Annotated in this window: 26 protein-coding genes and 1 pseudogene; 18 read left to right on the forward strand and 9 right to left on the reverse strand. The window is 71.0% G+C overall.

The window, feature by feature from the left end; translation table 11 throughout:
• The 8 genes from fabG to rfbB are packed head-to-tail and all read left to right on the forward strand — an operon-like array spanning position 1 to position 7138.
• Positions 1–741, forward strand: coding sequence for a 3-oxoacyl-ACP reductase FabG (gene fabG, locus amrb99_RS06820; protein WP_190853654.1), 741 nt, complete (start codon positions 1–3; stop codon positions 739–741).
• Entirely contained in the window at positions 741–1955 is a 1215-nt protein-coding gene (locus amrb99_RS06825; RefSeq protein WP_190853656.1) for an MFS transporter, read from the forward strand. Before fabG ends, amrb99_RS06825 begins: the two co-directional genes overlap by 1 nt.
• Positions 1952–2917: an acyltransferase domain-containing protein gene (locus tag amrb99_RS06830; protein ID WP_347256566.1), complete on the forward strand. Its 966-nt coding sequence runs from the start codon at positions 1952–1954 to the stop codon at positions 2915–2917. Before amrb99_RS06825 ends, amrb99_RS06830 begins: the two co-directional genes overlap by 4 nt.
• A 55-nt stretch (positions 2918–2972) precedes the next feature.
• Positions 2973–4229: a polysaccharide pyruvyl transferase family protein gene (locus amrb99_RS06835; protein WP_190853658.1), complete on the forward strand. Its 1257-nt coding sequence runs from the start codon at positions 2973–2975 to the stop codon at positions 4227–4229.
• Complete coding sequence (locus amrb99_RS06840) at positions 4226–4573, forward strand: nuclear transport factor 2 family protein (RefSeq protein ID WP_190853660.1); 348 nt, start codon at positions 4226–4228, stop codon at positions 4571–4573. The genes amrb99_RS06835 and amrb99_RS06840 overlap by 4 nt, the downstream gene beginning before the upstream one ends.
• A gap of 14 nt (positions 4574–4587) precedes the next feature.
• The gene (locus amrb99_RS06845) at positions 4588–5100 is read left to right on the forward strand and encodes a DUF4188 domain-containing protein (protein ID WP_190853662.1); all 513 of its coding nucleotides are present in this window, start codon (positions 4588–4590) and stop codon (positions 5098–5100) included.
• Entirely contained in the window at positions 5097–6164 is a 1068-nt protein-coding gene (locus tag amrb99_RS06850) for a glucose-1-phosphate thymidylyltransferase (RefSeq protein WP_190853664.1), read from the forward strand. Before amrb99_RS06845 ends, amrb99_RS06850 begins: the two co-directional genes overlap by 4 nt.
• The gene (gene rfbB / locus amrb99_RS06855) at positions 6161–7138 is read left to right on the forward strand and encodes a dTDP-glucose 4,6-dehydratase (protein WP_190853666.1); all 978 of its coding nucleotides are present in this window, start codon (positions 6161–6163) and stop codon (positions 7136–7138) included. Before amrb99_RS06850 ends, rfbB begins: the two co-directional genes overlap by 4 nt.
• A gap of 7 nt (positions 7139–7145) precedes the next feature.
• Here rfbB and amrb99_RS06860 read toward each other — a convergent pair whose 3' ends face one another.
• Entirely contained in the window at positions 7146–7577 is a 432-nt protein-coding gene (locus tag amrb99_RS06860; protein WP_190853668.1) for a PPOX class F420-dependent oxidoreductase, read from the reverse strand.
• A gap of 64 nt (positions 7578–7641) precedes the next feature.
• Here amrb99_RS06860 and amrb99_RS06865 point away from each other — a divergent pair, with 64 nt between their 5' ends.
• Positions 7642–7842: an acyl-CoA carboxylase subunit epsilon gene (locus tag amrb99_RS06865; RefSeq protein WP_190853671.1), complete on the forward strand. Its 201-nt coding sequence runs from the start codon at positions 7642–7644 to the stop codon at positions 7840–7842.
• Between the two features lie 133 nt (positions 7843–7975).
• Here the strand turns inward: amrb99_RS06865 and amrb99_RS06870 are convergent, their stop codons facing one another.
• Complete coding sequence (locus amrb99_RS06870; RefSeq protein ID WP_190853673.1) at positions 7976–8545, reverse strand: TIGR03086 family metal-binding protein; 570 nt, start codon at positions 8543–8545, stop codon at positions 7976–7978.
• A gap of 64 nt (positions 8546–8609) precedes the next feature.
• Here amrb99_RS06870 and amrb99_RS06875 point away from each other — a divergent pair, with 64 nt between their 5' ends.
• The 3 genes from amrb99_RS06875 (at position 8610) to amrb99_RS06885 (ending at position 11867) form a co-directional block, all read left to right on the forward strand.
• Positions 8610–9353, forward strand: coding sequence for a helix-turn-helix domain-containing protein (locus tag amrb99_RS06875; RefSeq protein WP_206699833.1), 744 nt, complete (start codon positions 8610–8612; stop codon positions 9351–9353).
• 236 nt (positions 9354–9589) lie between these two features.
• Positions 9590–11110: a serine/threonine-protein kinase gene (locus amrb99_RS06880; RefSeq protein ID WP_206699834.1), complete on the forward strand. Its 1521-nt coding sequence runs from the start codon at positions 9590–9592 to the stop codon at positions 11108–11110.
• Positions 11111–11207: 97 nt separating this feature from the next.
• Entirely contained in the window at positions 11208–11867 is a 660-nt protein-coding gene (locus amrb99_RS06885; RefSeq protein WP_190853675.1) for a hypothetical protein, read from the forward strand.
• A gap of 216 nt (positions 11868–12083) precedes the next feature.
• Here the strand turns inward: amrb99_RS06885 and amrb99_RS06890 are convergent, their stop codons facing one another.
• The 3 genes from amrb99_RS06890 to amrb99_RS06900 all read right to left on the reverse strand — a co-directional run bounded on the left by amrb99_RS06890 (position 12084) and on the right by amrb99_RS06900 (position 17367).
• Positions 12084–13655 carry an AMP-binding protein gene (locus tag amrb99_RS06890; RefSeq protein WP_206699835.1) on the reverse strand — a complete coding sequence of 524 codons (1572 nt, stop codon included), beginning with the start codon at positions 13653–13655 and terminating at the stop codon, positions 12084–12086.
• 63 nt (positions 13656–13718) lie between these two features.
• On the reverse strand, positions 13719–14519 hold the full coding sequence (locus tag amrb99_RS06895) for an SAM-dependent methyltransferase (RefSeq protein WP_347256567.1): 801 nt from the start codon (positions 14517–14519) through the stop codon (positions 13719–13721).
• 178 nt (positions 14520–14697) lie between these two features.
• A complete protein-coding gene (locus tag amrb99_RS06900; protein ID WP_190853677.1) occupies positions 14698–17367 on the reverse strand; it encodes a LuxR C-terminal-related transcriptional regulator in 2670 nt (889 codons plus the stop codon).
• Between the two features lie 106 nt (positions 17368–17473).
• Between amrb99_RS06900 and amrb99_RS06905 the strand changes: the two genes are divergently transcribed.
• The 3 genes from amrb99_RS06905 to amrb99_RS06915 are packed head-to-tail and all read left to right on the forward strand — an operon-like array spanning position 17474 to position 18988.
• Positions 17474–18016 (forward strand): cysteine dioxygenase family protein, encoded by a 543-nt coding sequence (locus tag amrb99_RS06905; protein WP_190853679.1) that lies wholly within the window; start codon positions 17474–17476, stop codon positions 18014–18016.
• 13 nt (positions 18017–18029) lie between these two features.
• Positions 18030–18539, forward strand: coding sequence for a pyridoxamine 5'-phosphate oxidase family protein (locus tag amrb99_RS06910; protein ID WP_190853682.1), 510 nt, complete (start codon positions 18030–18032; stop codon positions 18537–18539).
• A 23-nt stretch (positions 18540–18562) separates the two neighbouring features.
• Positions 18563–18988 (forward strand): VOC family protein, encoded by a 426-nt coding sequence (locus amrb99_RS06915; RefSeq protein ID WP_206699857.1) that lies wholly within the window; start codon positions 18563–18565, stop codon positions 18986–18988.
• Positions 18989–19257: 269 nt separating this feature from the next.
• Here amrb99_RS06915 and amrb99_RS06920 read toward each other — a convergent pair whose 3' ends face one another.
• Together amrb99_RS06920 and amrb99_RS06930 are read right to left on the reverse strand one after the other, a co-directional pair.
• The gene (locus tag amrb99_RS06920; protein WP_190853687.1) at positions 19258–19905 is read right to left on the reverse strand and encodes a universal stress protein; all 648 of its coding nucleotides are present in this window, start codon (positions 19903–19905) and stop codon (positions 19258–19260) included.
• Between the two features lie 181 nt (positions 19906–20086).
• The gene (locus amrb99_RS06930) at positions 20087–20383 is read right to left on the reverse strand and encodes an SHOCT domain-containing protein (protein ID WP_190853692.1); all 297 of its coding nucleotides are present in this window, start codon (positions 20381–20383) and stop codon (positions 20087–20089) included.
• Between the two features lie 110 nt (positions 20384–20493).
• On the opposite strand from amrb99_RS06930, the pseudogene amrb99_RS50700 reads away from it, so the two are divergent.
• Together amrb99_RS50700 and amrb99_RS50705 are read left to right on the forward strand one after the other, a co-directional pair.
• Positions 20494–20715, forward strand: a pseudogene (locus tag amrb99_RS50700) (histidine kinase); the annotation flags it as partial.
• Positions 20716–20791: 76 nt separating this feature from the next.
• The gene (locus tag amrb99_RS50705; protein ID WP_241755358.1) at positions 20792–21304 is read left to right on the forward strand and encodes an ATP-binding protein; all 513 of its coding nucleotides are present in this window, start codon (positions 20792–20794) and stop codon (positions 21302–21304) included.
• Between the two features lie 4 nt (positions 21305–21308).
• Here amrb99_RS50705 and amrb99_RS06940 read toward each other — a convergent pair whose 3' ends face one another.
• Positions 21309–21860, reverse strand: a complete 552-nt coding sequence (locus amrb99_RS06940) for a hypothetical protein (protein WP_190853695.1) — start codon at positions 21858–21860, stop codon at positions 21309–21311.
• Between the two features lie 272 nt (positions 21861–22132).
• Between amrb99_RS06940 and amrb99_RS06945 the strand changes: the two genes are divergently transcribed.
• Positions 22133–22681 (forward strand): DoxX family membrane protein, encoded by a 549-nt coding sequence (locus amrb99_RS06945; protein ID WP_190853972.1) that lies wholly within the window; start codon positions 22133–22135, stop codon positions 22679–22681.
• 64 nt (positions 22682–22745) lie between these two features.
• On the opposite strand, the gene amrb99_RS52980 is transcribed toward amrb99_RS06945, so the two are convergent.
• A complete protein-coding gene (locus amrb99_RS52980; RefSeq protein WP_347256568.1) occupies positions 22746–23462 on the reverse strand; it encodes an alkyl sulfatase dimerization domain-containing protein in 717 nt (238 codons plus the stop codon).
• Positions 23463–23504: the final 42 nt, after the last annotated feature.

Consider the following 23504-nt stretch of genomic DNA (forward strand, 5'->3'; position numbering starts at 1 on the left):
ATGCCGAACGACAGTTCAGGCGTCGTCCTGGTGAGCGGTGGATCGCGGGGCATCGGCCGCGCCACGGTGCTGCGGTTCGCCCGGGAGGGACGCCGTATCGCCTTCTGCTTCCGTTCCGAAGAGGCGGCCGCGCGCGGCCTGGAGAAGGAGGCGGCCGAGGCGGGCGGCGAGGCCGTCGCCACCGCGGTCGACGTGACCGACGCGGCGGCCGTGCGGGAATGGGTCGCCGGTACCGAGGAGCGGCAGGGACCGGTCGAGGTCGTCGTGACGTCCGCCGGGATCGTCCGCGACGGGCCGCTGGTCCGGATGCCCGACGACGACTGGCGGCAGGTCATCGACACCAATCTGAGCGGGACCTACAACGTTTGCCGCGCCGCCGTGTTCCCGATGATGAAACGCAAGGCCGGGTGCCTGGTCAACATCTCCTCGGTCTCCGGCGTGCTCGGAAACCCCACGCAGACCAACTACTCGGCGGCCAAGGCCGGGATCATCGGGTTCAGCCGCGCCCTGGCCAAGGAGGTCGGGCGCTACGGCGTGCGCGTCAATGTGGTCGCGCCCGGCCTCATCGAGACCGACATGACCGCGGCGCTGGCCGGCAAACGCCGGGACAGCGTGCTCGGCGCGATCCCGCTGAGGCGCTTCGGCGATCCGGAGGAGGTCGCCGAAGCCGTCGGCTATCTGGCGGGGGCGCGCTACGTCACGGGAGCGGTGCTCCAGGTCGACGGCGGAATCGTGCTCTGATGGCGCGTTCGCTGACGACGCGTTCGCTGACGGCGCGGGAGACGGCCGCGGAGACCCGCGGTTCGTGGGGACTGCTGGCGGTGCTGTCGGGGACGATGCTTCTCGACGCCCTGGAGGTGTCGACGGCGATCGTCGCCCTCCCCGCGCTGGCCGCCGACCTCGGGATCGGCGCGGCAGGGGCGACGTGGGTGGTCGGGGCGTTCGCGCTCGGTTTCGGCGGCCTGCTGATCGTGCTCCGGAACCTCGCCGCCAGATGGGGCGAGCGGCAGGCATATCTGGCCGCGCTGGCGCTGTTCGCCGCCGCCTCGGTGGTGTGCGCGCTGGCAGACGCCCCCGCGATCCTCGTCGCGGCCCGCTTGGTCAAGGGTGCTTGCGCGGCGCTCACCGCGCCGGCCGGGCTGGCGTTCATCGCCCGGTACTTCCCGGAGGGACCGCCGCGCCATCGGGCGATCTCGGTCTACACGTTCCTCGGAGCCTGGGGCTTCACCCTGGGGCTGATCATCTCCGGCCTCCTGACAGCCGCGGACTGGCGCTGGACGTTCCTGCTCCCGGCGCCGGTGGCGCTGGTGCTGCTGGTGTCCGGGCTCCGCCTCCTCCCCGCGACGCCCGGCGGCCCGCCCCCGCGGCTCCAGATCGGTGCCCTGCTCGTCCATGCGCCGCTGGTGCGTTCGGCGCTGGGCGCGGCCACGTTGAACGGCACGGTCTGGGGGCTGCTCGTCGAGTGGACGTTCCGGTTGCAGGACGAACTCGGCTGGACGTCGTGGCAGGCAGGGATCGCGCTGGTGCCGGCCAGCCTGCCCGCCGCCCTTGTCAGCCCCGTCGCGGGACGGCTGGTCCGGCGCTTCGGAACGGCCCGGCAGATCACCGCCGGGGCGGCCCTGGTGCCGCTCGGCTGCCTGCTGGCCTGGTCGGCCGCGCACGAACGGACCGGCTCCCCGGCGGCCTACGCGGTGGACGTGCTGCCCTGGCTGCTCCTGGTCGGGACGGGTTTCGCGATGTGCTTCTCCAGCCTGCACATCCAGGCGCTGAGCGGGCTCGAACCCGCCCGGCACGGCGCGGCCTCGGCCGCCTACCAGACCATGGTGCAGCTCGGCGGGGTCCTGGTCCTGGCGCTGGTCTCGGTCACGGCGAACCCGGTGGCCCTCACCCTCGTCGGGCTCCTCGGATTCCTCGTCGCGCTCACCGGAGTGATCCCCGTGAGGAGGACCGTGTGAAGGGCGAGGTGTGGGTTTTCTCAGGGCACGGCTCGCAATGGCCCGGCATGGGACGCGACCTGCTGGGCGAGCCGGCGTTCGCCGCAGTGGTGAGCGCCCTCGAACCCGTCTTCCTCCAGGAGATCGGCTTCTCCCCGCGGGAGGTGCTGCTCACCGGTGAGCTGGACGGCGTCGACCGCGTCCAGACGATGATCTTCGTGATGCAGGTCGGCCTGGTCGGGCTGCTCCGGGACCGCGGCATCGAGCCCGGCGCCGTCATCGGGCATTCGGTGGGGGAGATCGCCGCCGCGGTCGCCGCCGGGGCACTGTCGCTGGCCGACGGCGCCCGGCTCATCTGCCGGCGGTCGGTGTTGCTACGCCGGGTCGCGGGCCACGGCGCGATGGTCATGACGACGCTGCCGTTCGACGAGGCCGCACGGCGGCTCGCGGACCGTTCGGACGTGGTCGCCGCGATCGCCGCCGCACCCGCCGCCAGCGTCGTGGCGGGCACACCCGACGCACTGGAGGATCTCGTCGCGCGCTGGCGGGACGAGGGCGTCGGGATCTTCCGGGTGGCCTCCGACGTCGCCTTCCACAGCCCGCACATGGACCCGCTGGTGGACGATCTCCGTGCGGCCGGCGCGGATCTGACGCCCCGCCCGTACGCGGTGCCCGTCTACTCCACGGCGCTGCCCGACCCACGGACGGTGCCCGGGGCGGACGGCGCCTACTGGGCGGCCAACCTGCGGAACCCCGTCCGGCTGGTGGCCGCGGTGACGGCCGCGGCCGAGGACGGCCACCGCGCCTTCCTGGAGATCTCCCCGCACCCGGTCGTCACCCATTCGATCTCGCGGACCCTCGCCGAGATGGGCGTCGACGCCCCCTTCGTCAGCGGGACACTCCGCCGCAACAAGCCCGAACTGCCCGCGCTGGAGGCGGTCCTTGAGCGCGTCGCGGCGCGCGCCGCCGGGCAGCCCATCTGACTCGCCCGTCCGACTCGCCCATCCGACCGTCGGCCCATGCCGACCGGGAGTGCCGATGAACCCTGACCACCGTCCGCTCCACTATCTGGTCTCGACGGCGGGGATACCCAATCTCGGCGACGAGCTCATCGCCGCCACCTGGCTGAAACACCTGGCCGAGCGGCATCCTGAGGCCGACGTCGTGCTCGACTGCATCGACCCGGCCGCGTCGCTCGCCCCGCTGGCGGGTCTCCACCCCCGCCTGCGCCTGACCTCCACCCTCTGGCAGATCTGCTTCCGGAACTGGGAGGCGGGCGCCCGCACCCGCGAGATCGCGCGCGAGGTCATCGCCGATCCGTCCCTGGCGGGCGACCTCGCCGCGGGCGTCGAGCTGCTGCGGCGGGCCGATGTCGTCCACCTGACCGGCGGCGGATTCCTGAACGGGATCTGGCCCGCATTCGCCGGGCTCCTGTCCGGCATCACCGCGGCGACCGGGATCTCCGGCGGGACCGCAGCCGCGACCGGACTCGGGTTGTACCCCGCCATCGGCGGCACCGGGGAGATCATGCCCGAGCTGACCGCGGGGTTCGACGTGCTGGATGTCCGCGACGAGCCGTCGTCCCGGCTCCTCGGCCGGCCAGGGGCGCGTTCCTGTGACGACGTCTTCCTCCTCCCGGACGCCTGGCTCGCCGAACCCGGCGCGGACCTGCCGGAGGTCATGGTCTCCATCCAGTCCACCCAGCCGCCCGTCACCTTGTTCCCGCCGCCGTCCGCCCGGACGCCGGGGACCGCGCGCGGCGCGGCGGAGCCGGACGAACGCGAGCTGCGGGTCAGGGAAGCGCGGTCCGAACAGGGGATGCGCATGCTCATCGATTTCGCGGCCAAGACGCTCGCCGCGTGGGGCGCCGACGAGGTCGGCCTGATCGAGTGCTGGCCCGACGCGGACCGGCGGGCCTGGGAGATGGCCGACGATCTGGCGCCGAGCGTCCGTCGCTACCCGCTGCGCGACGTGCTGCACGAGGGGTTCCCCGCCGTCCCCGGGCAGACGTGGCTGTCCACCCGGTTCCATCCCCATCTCTTCGCCGCCGCCGCGGGTGCCTCGGGCGTCGCCGTGAACCTGATGAAGGGCTACTACGACACCAAACACGGCTCCCTGATCGAGCAGGGATCGGGGTGGTCCCTCGCCCACTACCGTCCGTTCGACCGGCGGCAGGAGATCCCGGACCGGCCGCGGTCGGGCGGCTACCCGCCCGGAGTGCTGGCGGAGCTCCAGGGACGCAAACGGTCGGTCGCCGAGTCCATCTACGGCGCTTCCCGCGGGGGACGGCCATGACCGTCGCTCCCAAGGCGCTGGTGAGCGCGTACATCGCCGTCTGGAACCTGCCCGACGAGGAACGGCCGGGCGCCATGGCGGACGTGTTCACCGCGGACGTCCTCTATGTCGATCCGCTCGTCGCGACCCGCGGGCTCGCCGAGCTGTCGGACTACATCGGCACCACCAGACGTCACTTCGCCGGGAGCCGGTTCGTGCCCCGGGACCCCGTCAACGGCCACCACGACCAGATCCTCTTCGGCTGGGAGTGCGGGCCGCCGGACGCCGAATCGATCGTCGCCGGGCTCGACGTCGCGCTCCTCGACGGAGAGCGGATCAAGGCGATCCATGGGTTCTTCCACTGATGCAGGAGGGCGTGATGAAGGAGAAGGAGAAGGACCGGAAGGTTCGCAACGGACGGTTCAGCGTCAAGAACGACCAGGACGTGGTGGTGTTCCTGGTCGGCATCCGCGTCAACAAGCTGCGAGCCGTACGCAAGTGGGTCCCTGTCATCAGGGCGCTGCGGCCGATGCTGCGGCAGGCCGAGGCCGACACGGAGAGCGGCCTGCTCGGCTACCGCGTGCTGCGCGTCGGCAGGCGCGAGACCGTGGCGCTGCAGTACTGGCGCACCTTTGACGACCTGATGGCGTTCGCCGACGGCGCGACCCACCGCCGCGCCTGGCGGGACTTCTACGCGCTCGCGACGGACGGCGCCGCGGTCGGGCTCTGGCACGAGACCTATGTGGTCCCCGCCGGCCGCTACGAGGCGATCTACGGCATCGTTCCGCCGCTCGGCCTGGCGTCCTTCCGCACCCTGTTGCCGGTGGGCCGCCGCAACGACGGCGCCCGCACGCGGCTCGGCGCGGCCACGACCCCGGAAAGGACAGCATGAAGGCTCTCATCCTCGCGGGTGGCACCGGTTCCCGGCTGCGCCCGTTCACCTACAACATGCCCAAGCAGCTCGTTCCCGTCGCCAACAAGCCGGTGCTCTTCCATGGCCTGGAGACCCTGCGGGAGGCGGGGGTCACCGAGGTCGGGCTCATCATCAACGCCGATGACCGGGCCGTCCGCGCGGCGGTCGGTGACGGGTCGGCGTTCGGCCTCACCATCACCTGCATCCCGCAGGACGAGCCCCGGGGACTGGCCCACTGCGTGCTGATCGCCCAGGACTTCCTCGCCGACGACGATTTCCTGATGTATCTGGGTGACAACATCTTCGGTGACGGCCTGGCCGTACCGGCGGCGCAGTTCCGCGACACCCGGCCCGCGGCCCAGCTCATCCTCGTGAAGGTCAGCGATCCGTCCGCGTACGGGGTGGCCGAGGTCGACGACTCCGGCCACGTCCTCGGACTCGAGGAGAAGCCGGAGCGCCCGCGGAGCAACCTCGCGGTGACCGGCGCCTACTTCTTCACCTCGCAGGTGCACGAGGCCGTCCGGGCCATCCGGCCGAGCTGGCGCAACGAGCTGGAGATCACCCATGCCGTGCAGCGGCTGGTGAGCGAGGGCCACGAGGTGCGGGCGCACATGTGCGCGGGGTTCTGGAAGGACACCGGCACCGTCCCGGAGCTGCTCGACTGCAACCGCGCGATGCTGGACGACGTCGAGCCCCGGATCTCCGGCTCGGTGGACGCGCTCACCCAGATCGGGGCGTCGGTGGTCATCGAGCCGGGGGCGAGCGTGACCGCCTCCCGCATCGACGGACCGACGATCATCGGCCGTGGCAGCACCGTCGTCGACAGCTACATCGGCCCCTACACCGCGATCGGCAGCGGCTGCTCGGTGCGGGACGCGGCGGTGGAGGACACGATCATGCTCGATCGGTCCTCGGTCCAGGGTGTGCGCGGCGTCAAGGGCTCGGTGATCGGCCAGCAGGCCGGCGTGCGCGGGCGGCGCCAGGAACTGCGGGCCCACCGGCTGATCGTCGGCGACGACAGCCGCGTCGAGGTGCCCGCATGAACCTCCTCGTCACCGGCGCCGCCGGCTTCATCGGCTCGGCCTACGTCCGGGATCTGCTGGACGGCCGCTACCCGGGGACGCGCGACGTCCGGGTGACGGCGCTGGACAAGCTGACCTACGCGGGCGATCTGCGGAACCTCCCCACCGGCGATCCGCGGCTCACGTTCGTCAAGGGCGACGTGTGCGACTTCGCGCTGCTGGCCGATCTGCTGCCGGGGCACGACGCGGTCGTTCACTTCGCCGCGGAGTCCCATGTCGATCGGTCCCTGGCGGACGCGGCGCCGTTCGTCATGACCAACGTCGCCGGCACCCACACGCTGCTGGAGGCCTGCCGCCACGTGGGCGTGGAGCGGGTCGTGCACGTCTCCACCGATGAGGTGTACGGCTCGATCGCGCACGGCTCGTGGACCGAGGCGTTCCCGCTGGCACCCAACTCCCCGTACTCCGCCTCCAAGGCCGCCGGGGACCTGTTCGCGCGGGCCTACTGGCGCTCCCACGACCTCTCGGTCTCCGTGACCCGATGCTGCAACAACTACGGGCCCCATCAGAACATCGAGAAGGTCATCCCGCTGTTCGTCACCAGACTGATCGACGGCCTCGACGTCCCGCTCTACGGTGACGGCCGCAATGTGCGCGAATGGCTGCACGTGACCGACCACTGTCGCGCGGTCCACCTGGTCCTGACCGCCGGGGCCGCGGGCGAGGTCTACAACATCGGCGGCGGAGCCGAGCTCACGAACCTCGAACTGACCGAACGGCTGCTGACGCTGTGCGGGGCCGGTCCGGAACGCGTGCGGCGGGTACCGGACCGGAAGGCCCACGACCGGCGGTACTCCCTGGACGGCGGCAAGATCAGGGAGGAACTCGGGTTCGAGCCCACCGTGCCGTTCGACCAGGGATTGGCCGACGTGGTCACCTGGTATCGCGACAACCGCTGGTGGTGGCAGGAGAACAAGCTCACCCCCGCCACCTGATCGGCCGTCACGCCTGCTGCCGGACGCGCCCTCCGTCCCCGGCGTCGCGGATGTTGGGGCCTGGGCCGTCGATGTTCCAGGCGATCACCCGGCGGGCCCGGACCCGGATCACCTCGCGGCTGAAGCCCGGCAGGAGCTCCTCCTCCAGGGAGAACAGCTCGGCCGTGCCGCGGACCTCCAGACCGCGGCCGGTCTGTCCGCCGGGCCCGACGGGCTCGTCCGCCTCGTCGTCGAGCACGAAGGTCACCCTGGCGTCGGCCTGGATGTTGCGGTACTTCTGCGAGGCGCTCAGGTCGGGCCCGCCGATGTCGATGGTGTCGTCGCTGTTGAGCGTGTAAGCGACGGGCTTGACCTGTGGCGCCCCGTCGGGCCCGATGGTCGCCAGATGCCCGCGCCGGTGCTTGGCAAGGTATTCGCGCTCGCTCTTGGTGAAGGTCATGTCTCCAGCTTGATACCTCAACCAAGGTTCATGTCAACCGCATCCTGACCTCAAGGAGCCCCACATGGACATCCGCATCGAGAAGGGCGAGGTCACCGACGAGGAACTGGCCGCCGTGATCGCCGTACTGCTGCTCCGGGCCTGGCCGGCCGCGGCCGAAAGCGCCGTCGGCCAGGGGCGGCGGCGCCGTGCGCGCTGGGGGCGGCCGGAGCACCGCGTCGGACGCTGTAGCCCACGGAGTTGGCAGGTGGCCGCCTCAGATTGATCTTACGAGTGCGAAGCGACCGAAAACGTGACCGGCACCGGCGTCGCCCCCAGACCTTTGACATCGCGCCTGGTGTCTCCGGAGAGCGGTCACAGCACTGCTGTGGATCAACGCATGATCCACCGGACACGACCTAGGCCCAGGCGGGATCACGGCCGGTCAGGCCGAGGATGCGGTCCAGGGTGGGTGCGTCGGCCGGCACCGTGACCTGTGGTCCGTACATGCCCATCTCCCGCCCTTGCTCCACGCCGGCGAACACGGTGTCGTGCAGATGCGTCAGCAGGTCGGCGGGTAGTTCCAGCCGCTGCCCGGTCGCGACGGCCAGGTCCCAGCCGTGCATGGCCAGCTCGCCGGTGATCATGTCGCCCAGGACGGGCGCGGGCAGTGTCTGCGGCGTGCCCATGTCCGTCTCGCCCTCCCAGGCGCTCGGCGGCGCCCACGACGAGGTGATGTCGTCCAGCAGGGCGAGCAGGCGGCCGCGCCAGTCGCCGGCCGCCAGGTCCACATCGGACTCGGCGGCCGCCGGCTGCGGGACGGATTCCTTGCGGCCGCCGCCGGCGAGCGACGGGCCCCAGAACAGGAGGTGGTTGACCAATGCCCGCACGTCGTACTCCGTGCATGGAGTCTTGTTGGCGAGCTGGTCGTCGGTGATGGTGCGGGCGATCGCGGCCATGGCCTCGGCGGCGTTGGACAGATGTGACATGGCGGCGACGCTAGGCGGCCGGGGCGGGAGGGGTATTGGACAAAGGCGACGTACACTCTGCCGCGTGGAGCGGGACGTTCGTGAGCTGCGCGGTGCTTGGAGCAGGTATCAGCGCCACACGTTCCACGATCCGTCGCCGGCGCTCGCGCCATGGGTGGAGCGGTACTGGGAGGCTCGCTGGGACTACGCCGAGCCCTACCGGCAGAAGATCGTGCCGTACCCGAACGTGCACCTGTCGTTCGGCGGCGGACGTGCGGACGTCAACGGCGTGTGCAGCGGTTACCGGATCAAGGTCCTCGAGGGCCGTGACCACGTCTTCGGCGTCGCGTTCCGGCCGGGCTGCTTCCGCCCGTTCCTTGGTGCCTCCGTCTCGGCGATCACCGACCGCGTCGTCCCGGCGACCGAGGTGTTCGGCCCGGACCTGCCCGCGACGCTCGACGTGCCGGCCGTGGAGGCGTTCCTGCTGGAGCACCTGCCAGACGACGACCCCCGGGTACGCCAGGCGGTGGCCGCGGTCGAGCTGATCGCCAAGGACAAGGCCGTGACCAGGGTCGAACGCCTCGCCGGCGAGTTGGGGCTGAGCGTGCGGGGGGTGCAACGGCTGTTCGCGGAGTATGTCGGCATCGGGGCCAAGTGGGTGATCCGCCGCTTCCGCCTGCACGAGGTGACCGCACGCATGGCCGCCGGTGGGACGATCGACTGGGCCGCGCTGGCGGCGGACCTCGGCTACGCCGACCAGGGCCACTTCATTCGCGACTTCAAGGGCATGTTCGGCGAGCAACCGACCTGGTACGCGCAGCGGTATTGAGGCTTGTTCGGGCCGGACCATTAGCCGCAGGTGCGGGTGTTGCGTGCGAGCGCCGTCAGGGCCGCGCAAGGGCCGACGTCTTCCAGGCCGTAAAGGTAGATGGCATTCTCCAGACCCTTGGCCCTGGCGCCTCGGCGAGCTTCTCCGTCAGGCGCGACAGAGCCGGAAACCGTACGGTCCGGTCCCGGGTGCCGTGGCAAGATCAGGCGGGGCGAAACCGAGGGTGAGGGGCCATTGTGCAGGATCAACTCCTGGGAGGCCGCTACCGGTTGGTGCGGCAGCTCGGCGAGGGCGGCATGGGCGAGGTCTGGGAGGCACAGGACGAGACCCTGGATCGGCGGGTCGCGGTCAAGGTGATCTCGCTGCTCGGCGGGGGCGGAAGCCGCGCGAGCGAGGCGCGTGCCCGGTTCCTGCGCGAGGCCCGGATCACGGCTCGTCTGCAGCATCCGCACATCGTGACCGTCCACGATCTCGGCGAGAGCGGCCCCGAGAACGGCAACGCCCCGTTTCTGGTGATGGAACTGGTCCGGGGCGAGGGGCTGGACGCCAAGCTGGCCCGGGGCGATGTCAGCCTGGAAGAGGCGGCCAGGTGGGGCGCGCAGGTCTGCGAAGCACTGACCGAGGCGCATGCGGCGGGCGTCATGCATCGGGACATCAAGCCGTCCAACATCTTCATCACGCACACCGGCGCGGTGAAGGTCCTGGACTTCGGCGTCGCGCGAGCGGTCGATCCCAACGCCACCGCCGACCGTCTCACCCAGACGGGGTTCATCGTCGGCACGCCCTCGTACATGGCCCCTGAGCAGGCACGCGGCTACCCCGAGCCCAGGAGCGACCTCTACGCGCTCGGTTGTCTGCTGTTCGAGCTGATCACCGGCCGGCTGCCCTTCCGCGCACCCGACAGTGTCGGCTATCTGACCGCCCACCTCAGCCAGGAACCACCTGCTCCCAGTTCGGTGCGGCCCGGCATCCCCGGCTCGTGGGACGGTCTCCTACACGGACTTCTGAGGAAGGACCCGGCCGAGCGGTACCAAACCGCCGCTGACGTCTCCCGTGCCCTGCGGCAACTCGACCAGGCGCCCACCAAGGCGCTCACACGGCCGAACGACGTCTCGCCGCTTCCGACCCCCAAAAGCACGCCGGTGGGCGGCCCCTGGCTGCCCGGCACGGTATGGCTCCTGATCGTCGTGGCGACCGCAGTACTGGTCTCGATCAACGTGAACGGTGTCTCCGACGCCCGCGACGCAGCGACAGGCGCCCTCGCGGTCACTCTCGCCACGGCCTGGCTCATCGGGCATTTCGTTCTCATGTCACGTCCGGGCCGGCGTGCGGCGGTGACGAAGGTGACCCGGTTCGTCCTGCCACTGCTCCTGTTCGGCGTCTACGGCGCAGTGATCGCCGGTACGGCTGGGCAAGAGGGGGGCTACGGGCGGTACTGGTGGACACTGGCCATCTCGACCGTCGCTCTCGTGAGCCTGCTCGCCTTCGCCGCCGCGCTCACACCGCGGACCGGACTCTGGACCCGGAGAGCGGGCTATGCACTCGCGGCCTTCACTACCGTCGCGGTGCTCGACTCCGGAGCCACTCTGGTGGACCGCTCCGTATCCGTCACCCCCTACATCGCCTTCGTCCGCCCGGAACCGGGCACGGTCCTCCCTGCGGTCCTGACCATCGCGATGTACTGCGTCCGCGAGATAGCGACCCGCCGGGCGGCGGACGCTCATCGCATGTCCGACACCGAGATGTCGTTGCCGTAGCGATTCCAACGACCCACTCGAAGACACTGCGGAGAGGTAGGGAATGGGTTGTTGGACCGCTTACGTCTTGCGGGCCGAAGACGGCTCCTGCTGGACGATGGGCGAGAAGTGGGGAGACTGGTGCCTCGCCAAGGAAAGCGATCGCATTCGGATCGTCGAGTCGATCTTGCGCGGTGGCGTGGCGGTGGACGACGACTCCGCACAGGGTCTCGTGGACTCGTGGTTCTGCCGTGGCGTCGTCCTCGATCTCGTCACGCACCGGTATCGCTTTTTCGGCTGCGACCTCCAAACTTTGCAGCCGGGCGTGAGTTACCTCGAAAGCACCGCCGTGCGGGTGGCTTCGGCTCCTGGATGGTCGGGCTGGGATGTCGGTTATGCATGGAGCGGACGCGAGGGTCTCGTCGAGGTGGTTTCAGAGGCCAGGCCGGCCGAGGAAACCGTTCACGCCGGCGCGGTGGTCGATCTTCCCTCACGCCGGCTTCGCTACTGGACGACGGAGAGCGTCCCGCCTCAACTCGTGGCGAAAGTGTCCGCCGCATGGCCTGGCTGGACCGTCGAGCGCCTGCCACTCGGGTTCATCGGGCACCTGGCCGCCACCGGCCGCGATGGCGAAGACCTGTTCATGACGAATGCCGAACTGCGCGACGGTGGATGGGAAGAAGACCTCATCGACATTCGAAATGGCGAGCGCATCGCATTGACCATCGATCCGAGGACCCTGCGACCACCCGGCGTTCGCGTGATCGACGAAGCCTGAACTGAAAATCGACATCTTGCGGCGCCTCACTTGGATTCGAGTCGACCCATCGGGTGCGGCGCGCCGGTGAGTTCCGCTGGCGCCGCCGTCCATGCGGAACTGTCGATGCCGAGGACGCGGCGCAGGTAGACGAGAGTGATCTGCTGGACGAGGGCGACACACACATCACCGGAAACGGAAGCCGATCGCGTTCCTCGTCGACCGCGGCCGGACTCCTTAGCGAAGGTGCTCTCCGGCGAGGTAGCGCTCTTTGAGCAGGGACTTGTGGATCTTGCCGACCGGGGTCAGCGGCACTTCGGTGGTGATGACGAACTGGCGGGGCACCTTGTAGCCGGCCAGCCGGTCCCGGCAGTAGGCGGTGAGCTCTTCGGCGGTGGGCGGCTCGCCGCCCTGCCTCGGCACCACGTAGAACCGTCCGACCTCGCCGAGGACCTCGTCGGGCACTCCGATCCCGGCGGCCAGCGCGACCTTGGGGTGTGCGGTCAGCAGGTTCTCGATCTCCACGGGATAGACGTTGAATCCGCCCTGGAGGTACATCTCCTTCTTGCGCCCGCGCAGGACCAGGTGCCCGTCCGGCTCCATCGTGACCACGTCGCCGGTGGCCAGCCAGCCGTCGCGGTGGAACACCTCGGCCGTCTCCTCCGGCATGTCCCAGTACCCGGCGGCCACGCAGGCCCCGCGGATGTGGAGCTCGCCGGCCTCCCCGGGCGGGAGGGCCGCCCCGTCCGGTCCGGTCACCCGGGCCTCGAAATCCCCGATCACCTTGCCGAGCGTGCGCGAGACCGTCTCCGGAGCGTCCTCCAAAGGCGAGAGCACGCAGGCTCCCGACGACTCCGACAGGCCGTAGAGCCCATGCAGCGAAGCCTGCGGGAAGCCGCGCCGGATCGCCTCGACCAGTGCGGGCTCCACGTTCGAGCCACCAGCCACGCATCTCCGCACCGAGGACAGGTCGCGGGCGGCGAACGTCTCGTGGCCGAGCATCAGCACGAACATCGTCGGCACCCCGCTCAGCAGGGTGACCTGGTGCTGCTCGACGGCGCGCAGCGCTCCGTCCGGGCTGAACGCGGGCAGGAGCGCCACCGAGGCGCCGCTCACCAGTGCCGCCATGATGGTGCAGGTGATGCCGCCGACATGGTTGAAGGGCAGGTGCCCGAGCAGGACATCGGCGTCGTCCGTCCCGAAGTGGGCGGCTTGCGCCGACGCCGAGGCCAGGATGCTGCGGTGGGTGATGACCGCGCCCTTGGGACGCCCGGTCGTCCCCGATGTGTAGAGGATCATCAAGGGGTCGTCGGGGGTCACGCTCCCGCGCGCTTCGGCCAGTGCGGACGGGGCGGGCGGTGCCGCCGCCAGCTCGTCGAAGGTGCCGCTGCCCGCGAAGCCCTCGCCGAAGAAGACATGGTCGGTCACCCTGGGCGTCCGTTCCCGGAACCCGTCGAAGAACGCGGCGAAGTCGAAGCCGCCCGCGCTGTCCACGCTGATGACGGTGCGGGCGCCGCTCTGGCCGAGCATGTACGACAGCTCGTTCTCGCGGTAGCGCACGTTCAGCGGGACGACGATGGCGCCGATCCGGGCCGCGGCGAAGAAGACGGCCAGCCACTGCGGCGTGTTCAGGCCCAGCAGCCCGATGCGGTCACCATGCCCGACCCCGCGCGCCAGCAGTCCGGTCGCGACGCGGTCGGTCAGCTCGTCGAAGGCCGCGAACGTCACGGTCTCGCCGCCGTCGTGCAAGAACGCCTTGTCCCTGGTCGCCGCGTGCTCCAGGACCGCCCCGACCGTCATAGCCCGCATGCCGTCCTCCCAGACCGGTGATCGTTCAGACCATCACATGGTCGGTCCCCGCGCCGCCGGTTGTCAGTTCTTGCGGCCGATTCCTCCGTAGAACCAGGTCCGCTTGGCCTCTTCGGCGCTCACCGGGTGCTCGGGGCGCCACAGCGGAGCCCAGACCAGGCCCGGTTCGGCCAGTTCGAAGTCGCCGAACAGGCCGGTCACCTGGGCGTGGGTGCGCGGCGTCCCCGGCGCCGAGGTCTGCCTGTACACCTCGACGACCCTGGCGACGACGTCGGGGATGCCGTCGGCCGAGGCATGAGTGAGCGCCAGGTGGCTGCCCGGCGCCAGGGCGGCGCGCAATTCCGCCATGATGCCGGGCGGATCGTCCTCGTCGGAGATGAAGTGAAGGACCGCCACCAGCAGGAGCCCCACCGGCCGGTCGAAGTCCAGAAGCTTGATCTCCGGGTGCTCGAGGATGTCCCGCGGCTCGCGCACGTCGGCATGGATCATCCTGGTGGTGTCCGAGCCGGCGAGCAGCGCCCGCCCGTGGGCGACGACCTGCTTGTCGTAATCCACGTAGACGACCCGGGCGCCGGGGTTGACCGCCTGGGCGATCTGGTGGACGTTCTGCTGGGTGGGCAGGCCCGTGCCGATGTCGAGGAACTGGTCGATGCCCTGGGACGCCATGTAGCGCACCGCGCGCCCGAGGAACGCCCTGTTCCCGTTGATGGTGGTCAGCAGCGTCGGGTCGGCTTCCATCGCCTCCTCGGCGCGGCGCCGATCCGCCTCGTAATTGTCCTTCCCGCCGAGGTAGTAGTCGTACATCCGCGCGATGCTGGGCACACCCGGATCGAAGCCTCTGACGGCCTGAGGCCGTTCGCCCACCTTCTACTCCTCAACAGAGAGGGTGCTGATTGTGATCATTATGATGCCATGCGCGGCTTCGTGGGGCTAAAAACGATCTTGAAGGGGGTTGGCCGGTCTTCGGGGTGGCGCGGTCGATGATCGGGGCGAGGTCGAGGCCGGCGGGCGGGATGCCGAACAATCCACATGAGACACGCTCTTAGAGCCGCGCCAGTAGGGCGTGGGTGTGGGCGCGTTCGGCTTGTGCGTCCAGGTGTTCGAACGAGGTGAGGGCGTGGGCGAGTTCGTCGCGGTCGTCGTGGAGGCGTCCGCGGGCGCGGGCGAGGCAGGCCGCGGCCCAGGCGTTCTCTTCGGCGAGCGGGGCGGCCGCCGCCAGCAGATCCGCCGCGTCGGGCAGGGCTGCGGCCACGGCCAGTTCCGCGCCCGCCGCCCGCGCGTAGGCGAGGTAGTTGTCCAGTGGGGTGTCGACGGTGAAGGCCGTGCGTACGAGGGGTTCGGCGGTGTCGTACCGCTCGTCGTGGAGGGCGAGGCGGGCGTTCACGAACGCCGCGACCGGTGCCGTGTCGAGCGCTCTACCGGCCATTTCCACGGCGTGCGCCCGCCACCGCGCCACCTGCCCCGGCCCCGCACCCGGCTCGTCGAGCATCCCGGTGGCCAGCACCGTCAGGCTCACGGCCGGCAGCATCCAGAGCGGGGCGGGGCGTCCGGCGCGTTCCCATTGGTCCAGCATCCGTTCGGCGTGTTCGATCGCGTCGTGGAAGCGGCCGGTCAGCGCGAGCGGCTGGACGAGGCGGCTGGCCGTGATGTGGGTGTCGCGCAGCAGGTCGTCGTCGATGCCGGCGCGGGCGGCGGCCATCGCGCCGGGCAGGTCGCCGGTCATGATCGCGTAGGTGCAGGCGCGGCCGTAGGTGTTGCAGATCTCCGGTGCGCAGTACGGGTCGTGGCGGTCCATGGACGGCAGCAGCGCCAGGCGTTCGCGGGTCACGCGGTCGGTCTCGCGCACTCGTCCGGCGTGCAGGGCCGCGGTCCCGGCGGCGCACAGGCCGGCGCTGACCAGGACCGGGTCCGCGGTTCCCCGGGTGGCGGCGAGGGCGGTGGCGGCGAGGGCGGGGTCGGGTGCGCCTTTGCCGGGGCCGGCCAGCCAGGCGCGGGCCAGCGCCAGGCGCGCCGTGACCTCCGGGTCGTCGGCGGGTGCGGCGGCGGCCGCCTCGCCAAGGAGGTCGCGCAGACGCTCGTAGGGGACGCTGGTCTCGAACGCCTCGGGGAACCGGCAGGCCGTCTCGACCGCGCGGGCCAGGTCGATCGCCCGGCCGCGGTCGTCGCCGGCCCGTGCCGCCTGTTCGGCGGCCTCCAGCAGCAGCTCGTACACGTGCTGGTTGGACGTGGTGCTGACGTGCGCGCACCCGGCTCCAGCGCGCAGGTCGCGTGCCGCCGACGCGGCGCTCGGCGCGACCGCGGCGGCGGTCCGGTGGTGGGCGTAGGACTCCAGCAGGTGGCGGCGGGCGTAGGTCAGGTGCGCCAGCGCGCTCGCCAGCCGGTGCGTCACCTCGCCCGGGCCGCCGGCCGCGGCGAGCGCGGCGCGCAGGTCCGCGGCCATGGCGTCGAAGTCCTCGCGCCAGGTGGGATCGCTGATCCTGCTCTCCGCGGCGGATGCCGCGCCGGCGGCCCAGCGAAGGTGGTGCGCCCGGGTCTTGTCCTCCTCGCCCGCGGCCGACATCTGCGCCAGCGTGAACGCCCGGACTGTCTCCAGCAGGCGCCAGCGGCTGACCCGCCCGCGCACGTGCACCACCAGGCTCTTGTCGACCAGCCGGCCGAGCAAGTCCGCGACGCAGGCGCGGTCGCCGCCGACAGCGGCCGCGGCGTCCAGGTCGAAGGCCCCGACGAACACCCCGAGCCGCCGGAACAGCGCCTGCTCCTCCTCATCGAGCAGGTCGTAACTCCACGACAGGACCGCGCGCAGCGAACGGTGCCGCTCATCGCCGCCGCGTACGCCCGACAGCAGCCGCAGCGCGTCGTCGAGCGCCGCGAGCAGTCCCGTGGGGCCCAGCGACGCGCTCCGGGCTGCGGCCAGCTCGATCGCCAGCGGCATGCCGTCCAGCCGCGCGCACAAGTCGGCGACCACCGCGGGTTCGGCCACGAACTCCGGATCCGCGGCCAGCGCCCGGTCGTGGAACAGCCGCTCGGCGTCCGAGCCCAGTGGCAGCGGGGCGATCGGCACGGTGCGCTCGCCCGGGACGCCGAGGCGTTCGCGGCTGGTGACCAGGACACGGGTGCCAGGGCAGGCGGCCAGGATCCGCTCGGCTAACGCGGCGGCCTCGTCGATCACGTGCTCGCAGTTGTCCAGCACGAGCAGCGACCGCCCGGTGCCCAGCCGCGCTGCGACCGCCTCCTCCAGCGGCTGATGCGAGCCCTCGGTCACCCCGAGCGTCGTCGCGACCGCGCGGGCCACGAACCCCTCGCGCACCGGCACCAGGTCCACGAAGGCCCCGCCGGACGGGAACAGCGCCACGGCCTCCCCGGCCGCCACCGCGGCCAGCCGGGTCTTGCCCACCCCGCCTGGGCCCAACAGCGTCACCAGCCGGGCCTGCTCGACCGCGGCCAGGACGGCGGCGCGCTCGGCCGCACGGCCCACGAACGTCGTCCCGGGCACCGGCAGCCCGGCCACTCGGCCCGGCTCCCGTTCGCCGGCGCGGGCCAGCTCGGCCAGCGCCCACCGGTCGGCCATGCCGTACTTGCGCAGCAGCGACGACACGTGGCTCTCTACCGTGCGCACGGAGATGTGCAGTCGATTCGCGATCTGCGCGTTGGACAGCCGCGCGCCCAGCGCGGCCAGCACCTCGGCCTCCCGCTCGGAGATCCGCTCAGCCACCGATGTCCCCTTTCCGTGGTGGCATCCGTGGTGCTCTGCGGTCGGCACGGATGACCACAGGTCCCTTCGGGGCGGACGCTGGAAGCACACCCGCCAGGGAGGCACCATGAACACCCTAACCGCGCGCCCCGCCGCGGAGCTGGACGAACTGGTCATCGCGGTCCGTGCGGCCGTCGCCCGCGACGCCGGCTGGCGCGACACCGCGTCGTACGTGGGGGACGCACTCCGCGAGCACCTGCCCTCGCCCGCCCTGCTCACCGCGGACCAGCTCGCCGGCGAGCGCGGCACCTACCGCAGCCACCGCCTGCATGTGGAGCCGGACGGCTCGTTCTCGATGGTGGCCATCGCCTGGCATCCCGGCGCGCTGACCCGCATCCATGACCACGTGACCTGGTGCGTGTTCGGCGTCCTGACCGGTGTTGAGCACGAGGAGCTGTACACCCTCTCCGACGACGGCACGTCCCTGATCGAGGCCGGCCACAACCCGAACCGAACCGGCGACGTCAGCGCCTTCGCCCCGCCCGGCGACATCCACCGCGTCCGCAACATCGGCGACGAGACCGCCGTCTCCCTGCACATCTACGGCACCGACCTGAACCGCATCGACTCCAGCGCCCGCCGCTTCTACGACCTCCCCGTCCAGAACTGACCGGAGACACGCCTTGACCACACCGGACGAGACCACCGAGATCCTGAACCGCCCGCTGAGCCGGGAGCTGCTGGCCCGCGACATCACCCGCCTGGCCTACGTCGCCAAGGACGGCACGCCGCGCAATGTCCCCGTCGGGTTCAGCTGGAACGGCACCGAGATCGTCATGTGCACCGCGAAGAACGCCCCCAAGCTCGCCCACCTCCGCCAGAACCCGGCGGTCGCCCTGACGATCGACACCGAGGTGCACCCGCCCAAGATCCTGCTCATCCGCGGCCGGGCCGAACTCGACGTCACCGACGGCATCCCAGACGAATACCTCGAGATGAACACCACCTACCAGATGACGCCCGAGCAGCGGGTCGAATGGGAAGCCGGGGTGCGGTCGCTCTACCGCGAGGGCATGGTCCGCATCGTCGTCACACCGACCTGGGCGAAACTGATCGACTTCGAGACGACCCTTCCGACCGCCGTCGAAGAACTGATCCAGCAGCAGGCCGAACGCCAGGCCACCGACTCCTGAGAGCACGAGACATGACACTTCGCATGGACCACGTCGGCATCGTCGTCGCCGACCTCGAGGCCGCCATCGCCTTCTTCGCCGAACTCGGCATGGAGCTGGAGGGCAGGGCCCCGATCCAGGGCCGCGCTGCGGAGCGGGTCAACGGGTTCGACGACTTCCACGCCGACATCGCGATGATGCGGACCCCGGACGGCCACGGCAAGCTCGAACTGACGACGTTCCGCTCGCCGGCCGCGATAAGCGCCGACCCCGACCCCGCACCATCGAACACGCTGGGCCTGCGCAGCATCATGTTCGAGGTCGACGACCTCAAGACCACCGTCGCCCGCCTGCGCCCCCACGGCGCCGAACTCGTCGGCGAGATCGCGCAGTACGAGGACGCCTACCTGCTCTGCTACCTCCGCGGCCCCCAGGGCATCATCGTCGCGCTCGCCGAGCAGCTTCAGTGAGCGGTCATCACCGACATCCGCGCCACGTCAGAAGTGACGAGGATTCCAGTGGCGATCCTCTCCACCTCCGTCGCATCCGACGCCTTCTCCCAGGCGACATCGCGTGACGACCCCGCACGTGGGCACCGGGCCGAGCAGCGGTGCAGGCCCTTCACGGCCTTCGGGCACTACCGCTCCTCACCCGTGTCGGCATCGATTCATGCTGAGTCGGCTACTGTTGGTAGTCGCCTGCTTGCCAACATCTAGGTGCAGTGCCTTCTGCCGGGAGATCATCGCAGGTCGCCGCACTGGTTGATCGACACACGTGTGCATCGCCCACGCGTCCCTGTGGCTGACGCGCACGCCGACTCCCTTCCGGAGGTGGGTGAGTCCGACCGGTCCCGGGTGAGGAGACCAGGGGCCGGGCCAGGCTCTGACTGGGTGATCTTCCGGCCATCGGCGCCGCCGTCCGCGCTCACCTCCGGCACGTAGACGGGCGGGACGAGGACGACCGGGCACGGCGGGTGCCTCAGGCAGGCGGAGGCCACCGGCCCGGGAGGCACCTCCGGCGAATGGCCGTCGGGGCGTCCGCCGAGGACGAGCAGCCGGGCGCCGGCCGCGCGGCTGATCAGCGCGCTCGCGCCCGCACCGCGAACCAGCTCCTGCCGGACGGATATGCGGGGGGCAGGGCCGAGGGTCCTGCGGACATCCGCGACCAGCCCGCTCCGGGCCCGTTCGCGCTCCTGTTCCGGGGACGGCCGGGCGGCTGCCACCGCGTAGGGGGCGAGCCATTCCCGGCTGGCCCGCCAGGCGCGGACGGCGACGAGTTCGGCATGCCGTAGCTCCGCCTCGTCGGCCGCCCACAGCAGTGCGGCCAGCGAGGCCGCCGATCCGTCCACGCCTACGACGATCCGATCGGTCTCGGGAAGGTGCGTCATGAAGGGACGGCAGGAGCGGACGTCCCGCGCCGGCGGGACGAACGACCCGGCGTTCACTCGCTTGGTCCGTCCCGCGTCAGCCTGTCCGCCGCTTCCGGGCCGTCGAGACCGCGCTCGGCGTCGGTGCCGAGCGCGGCCGCGACCTCGTCCGCCTGAGTGCGGTACGGCGCTTGCGCGGCCGTCATCCGAGCTTGGCCAGCCGCTCGTCGTACTCCTCCGAGGTGATCTCACCGCGCGCGTAGCGGTCGGCGAGGATCTCCCGGGCGTGCCGGTGCTCCGTCTGCTCGCTGATCGCCGGAGCGTCCCGCCGCGACGTCGCCGCACGCACGATCATCCACGCGACCGCACCGATGAGGACGACCCAGAAAATGATCATCATCGACCCCCAGATCCACATCCAGCCGGACCAGCCGCCGTTGCCCATGTGCCCCCATCCGTCGCCGGAAGCGGCGGCGGCGAGGACGTACCCGATGTTCATGGCCGTACCTCCTGACGGCTCCACCGTCTCCCGGCGGGCAGGCCGCCCGGCAGGGGCGAAGGTCCCCGGAACGAGCGACCCTCGGCCCCTCGCCCGGCGAGGGTCGACTGATGGTCCTCGGGATCGGAGGGAGGACGGCACCATGGACCGACAGTGCGTTCTCGCGGGTTTCGACGCGCCCCGCTTCTCCGCATGGGCTCCGCGCCCGGCGTCAGCGAGGCCGGCACCCGGTCGAGGTGGAGATCGGTCCGCTGCTGGCGGTGCCGCTGGGCGTCGGGTCGTCCGCCCGCGGTGTCCTGACGGTCATCAACGCGCCCGGCGAGCCGCCGTTCTCCGAGGGGACGCAGCGGTTGCTGGAGGCGTTCGCCGGGCAGGCGGCGGTGGCGTTGGAGTTGGCCGAGCGGCGAGATGGCCGCGATCAAGATCACCCAGAAGCGGGAGGTCGCGGTCCGGGTCCAGCGGGCCGTGGACGATCTCGACGACACCATCCGGCAGATCCGCTCGTCGATCTTCGCGCTGCAGGCGACCGGGGACGAGGAGTCGTTGCGCAGCCGCGTCCACGCCCTGGTCGACAGCGCCGCCGAGCAGTTGGGGTTCTCTCCGTCCGTCCGGCTCGACGGCCTGCTCGACACCGCCGTCGATGAGGAGACCGGCGAGCAGCTCCTCGCGGTCGTGCGCGAGGCCCTGTCGAACGTGGCGCGGCACGCACACGCCGGGGAGGCCGTCGTCGCCATCGATGTCGGCGACGACCTGACGCTGCGCGTGGAGGACGACGGGGTCGGCATCGGCGAGGGCGGCCGCCGCAGCGGTCTGCGCAACATGACCGACCGCGCCGAGGCGTGCGGGGGTTCCTGCACCACCCGGCCCCGGCCCGGCGGCGGCACGATCCTGGCCTGGCGCGTCCCGCTCAAGAACGGCTGACCGCTCACGGCCCGATGCGATGCCGGTCGAAATCGGCCCACGCGGCGTCCCAACGCTTGTATCGGATCTCGTCGAAGCGGCGCCGGAGGAGTTGGTAGGCGCAGAAGAAGACCGTGGCGGTCGCGGCCACCGTGCCCACGGCGTAGGCGGTGGTGTCACCGATCGTCCGCGCGTGCGGCCGTGGGGGGTCCTCCCTGACACCCGCCGGGCCGACCCAGACCCGCACGTGATCGCCCACGGACGCTCCGTGCCAGGTCTCGTAACTGCCGGTCCGGTGAGACCCGTTCGGGGCGACCCAGGACACCGTCACTCCGCGGGTGCGACTCGCTTCGTGGACCTTCACGACCGTCGCGTCGGTCGCATTGAAGACGGCTGCCTCGTGACGTTCGGTTCGTACACCCGACTCGTAAATGGCGCCGCTGACACGAACGGCCGCGACCGAGGCGACGGCGGCCCCGGCCATCAGCAGAATCAATCCGATCGACCACTGCCACCGGTCAATTCCGCGTCGCAAGTCGTTCCGATCGAAGCCGCAGCTGCGGCGCCGGCGATCCATCGTGCGCTCAATCCTTGCCGGTCTCATAATGTCCTCTCGCTCAAGTCCACCTCGGCGAAGTTAAGACGCCGGCCCTCAGTGCGGCAGGGCCGTCCGGCCTGAAAATGGACGCTTTATGAGCGTGGAAACGGCCGGGAGACAGGACTTAGGTCCCGTCGATCATGCGCCGAACGGTCCTACAGCGCGTGTTTGCCGAGGTGTTGAGTTCGGGGTGGATAGAGAAAAGGCGATGCGATGGAAGGTGAGACGCGATGGCGGTCTCCGAGCACAAGATGAGCACCCGGCACGGGCACCACGCGCTGGTGCGGGTGGTGGCCCCCAAGCCGCTGACCGAGTCGCCCGCGGCCCGGTACGTGTGGGCGGTCGCGCGGCTGGCCCTGGGCTGGGTCTTCCTGTGGGCGTTCCTGGACAAGCTGTTCGGGCTGGGTCATGAGACTCCGGCCGCCAAGGCGTGGACCAAGGGCGGCAGCCCGACCGAGGGGTTCCTGAAGTTCTCGCCGAAGGGCCCGTTCGCCGGGTTCTACCACGACATCGCCGGCGCGGCCTGGGCCGACTGGCTGTTCATGATCGGGCTGGCCGGTGTGGGTGCGGCGCTGGTCCTGGGGATCGGCATGCGGATCGCGGCGGCGGGCGGCGCGGCGCTGCTGGTCATGATGTGGTCGGCGGTCCTGCCCCCGGCCAACAACCTGTTCATGGACGACCACCTGGTCTACGCGGTCGTGATCATCGGCTTGGCCTTGGTCAGCGCCGGCGACACCCTCGGCCTGGGCCGTTGGTGGGCCAAGATCCCGCTGGTCGAGCGCCTCCCGATCCTCAAGTGACCCGAAGCGGGATCCGCAGGGGCGCTCACTCCGGTGAGCGCCCCTGCGGCGTGCCGGTCGAGTTTCACCTTCCCCCGGCGCACGAGCGGGTCGGCGACCGGGGAGACCACCAGGGGCAGGCGTCTCGGGCGGTGTGGGACGCGACGACGCTCGCCGCCCGGCGCCTGGCCGTATCGAGCGCCTCAGGGGGACGAGGTCGAAGTCGCGGTCGGGAACGTTCAGGAGCGCGATAAGGGTGGCGAAGATATTCGTGGGCTTCTTCCCGCGCGGTTCCGCCGCGCCCTGCAGGTTGAAGTTGCGCCAGATGCCGCCTTCGCTGCCCCGCCCGAGCCGGTCGTGGACTTGGGCGAGGAGGTCGCGGGCCTCGGGTTCCCGGGTCGGCGAACACGACGAGGTCGAGGACCTGCGCGGCCCAGCGCGTCTCACCGGCTTCGAGGGCCGATCTGGCCTTGGGCATGATGCTGTCCGCGCCGCCCATGAACTCGACGTGCTGCCTCGCCGACTCCTTCGGCGGCAGCTCCCGCAGGTGCGTGGGTTTGCGGTCGAAGGCCCGGAGCCCACACACCCGGGTCCCGCACCAGCGCGCGTCGCAGGTCAGCACGTTGCGCGGGTTGAGCCGGATCTCCTCGTGGCAGGCGTGCTCGCGCCGCTCCCGGGTGCCGAAGTCGAGGAAGCCGGGGTCGAGCGGCTTCTTCAGCTTGGAGGCCCGGTCTCCGACGAGAAGACGACGCCGCTGTCGGTCTCGCTCACGGCGCCCACCTGGTCGGGCATCGCGTCTCACGCCCTCGGATAGGCGGTGCCGGTGGCCGCCCCGCAGCGGGCG

The organism is Actinomadura sp. RB99 (assembly GCF_014706005.1).
Classification (GTDB): domain Bacteria; phylum Actinomycetota; class Actinomycetes; order Streptosporangiales; family Streptosporangiaceae; genus Spirillospora.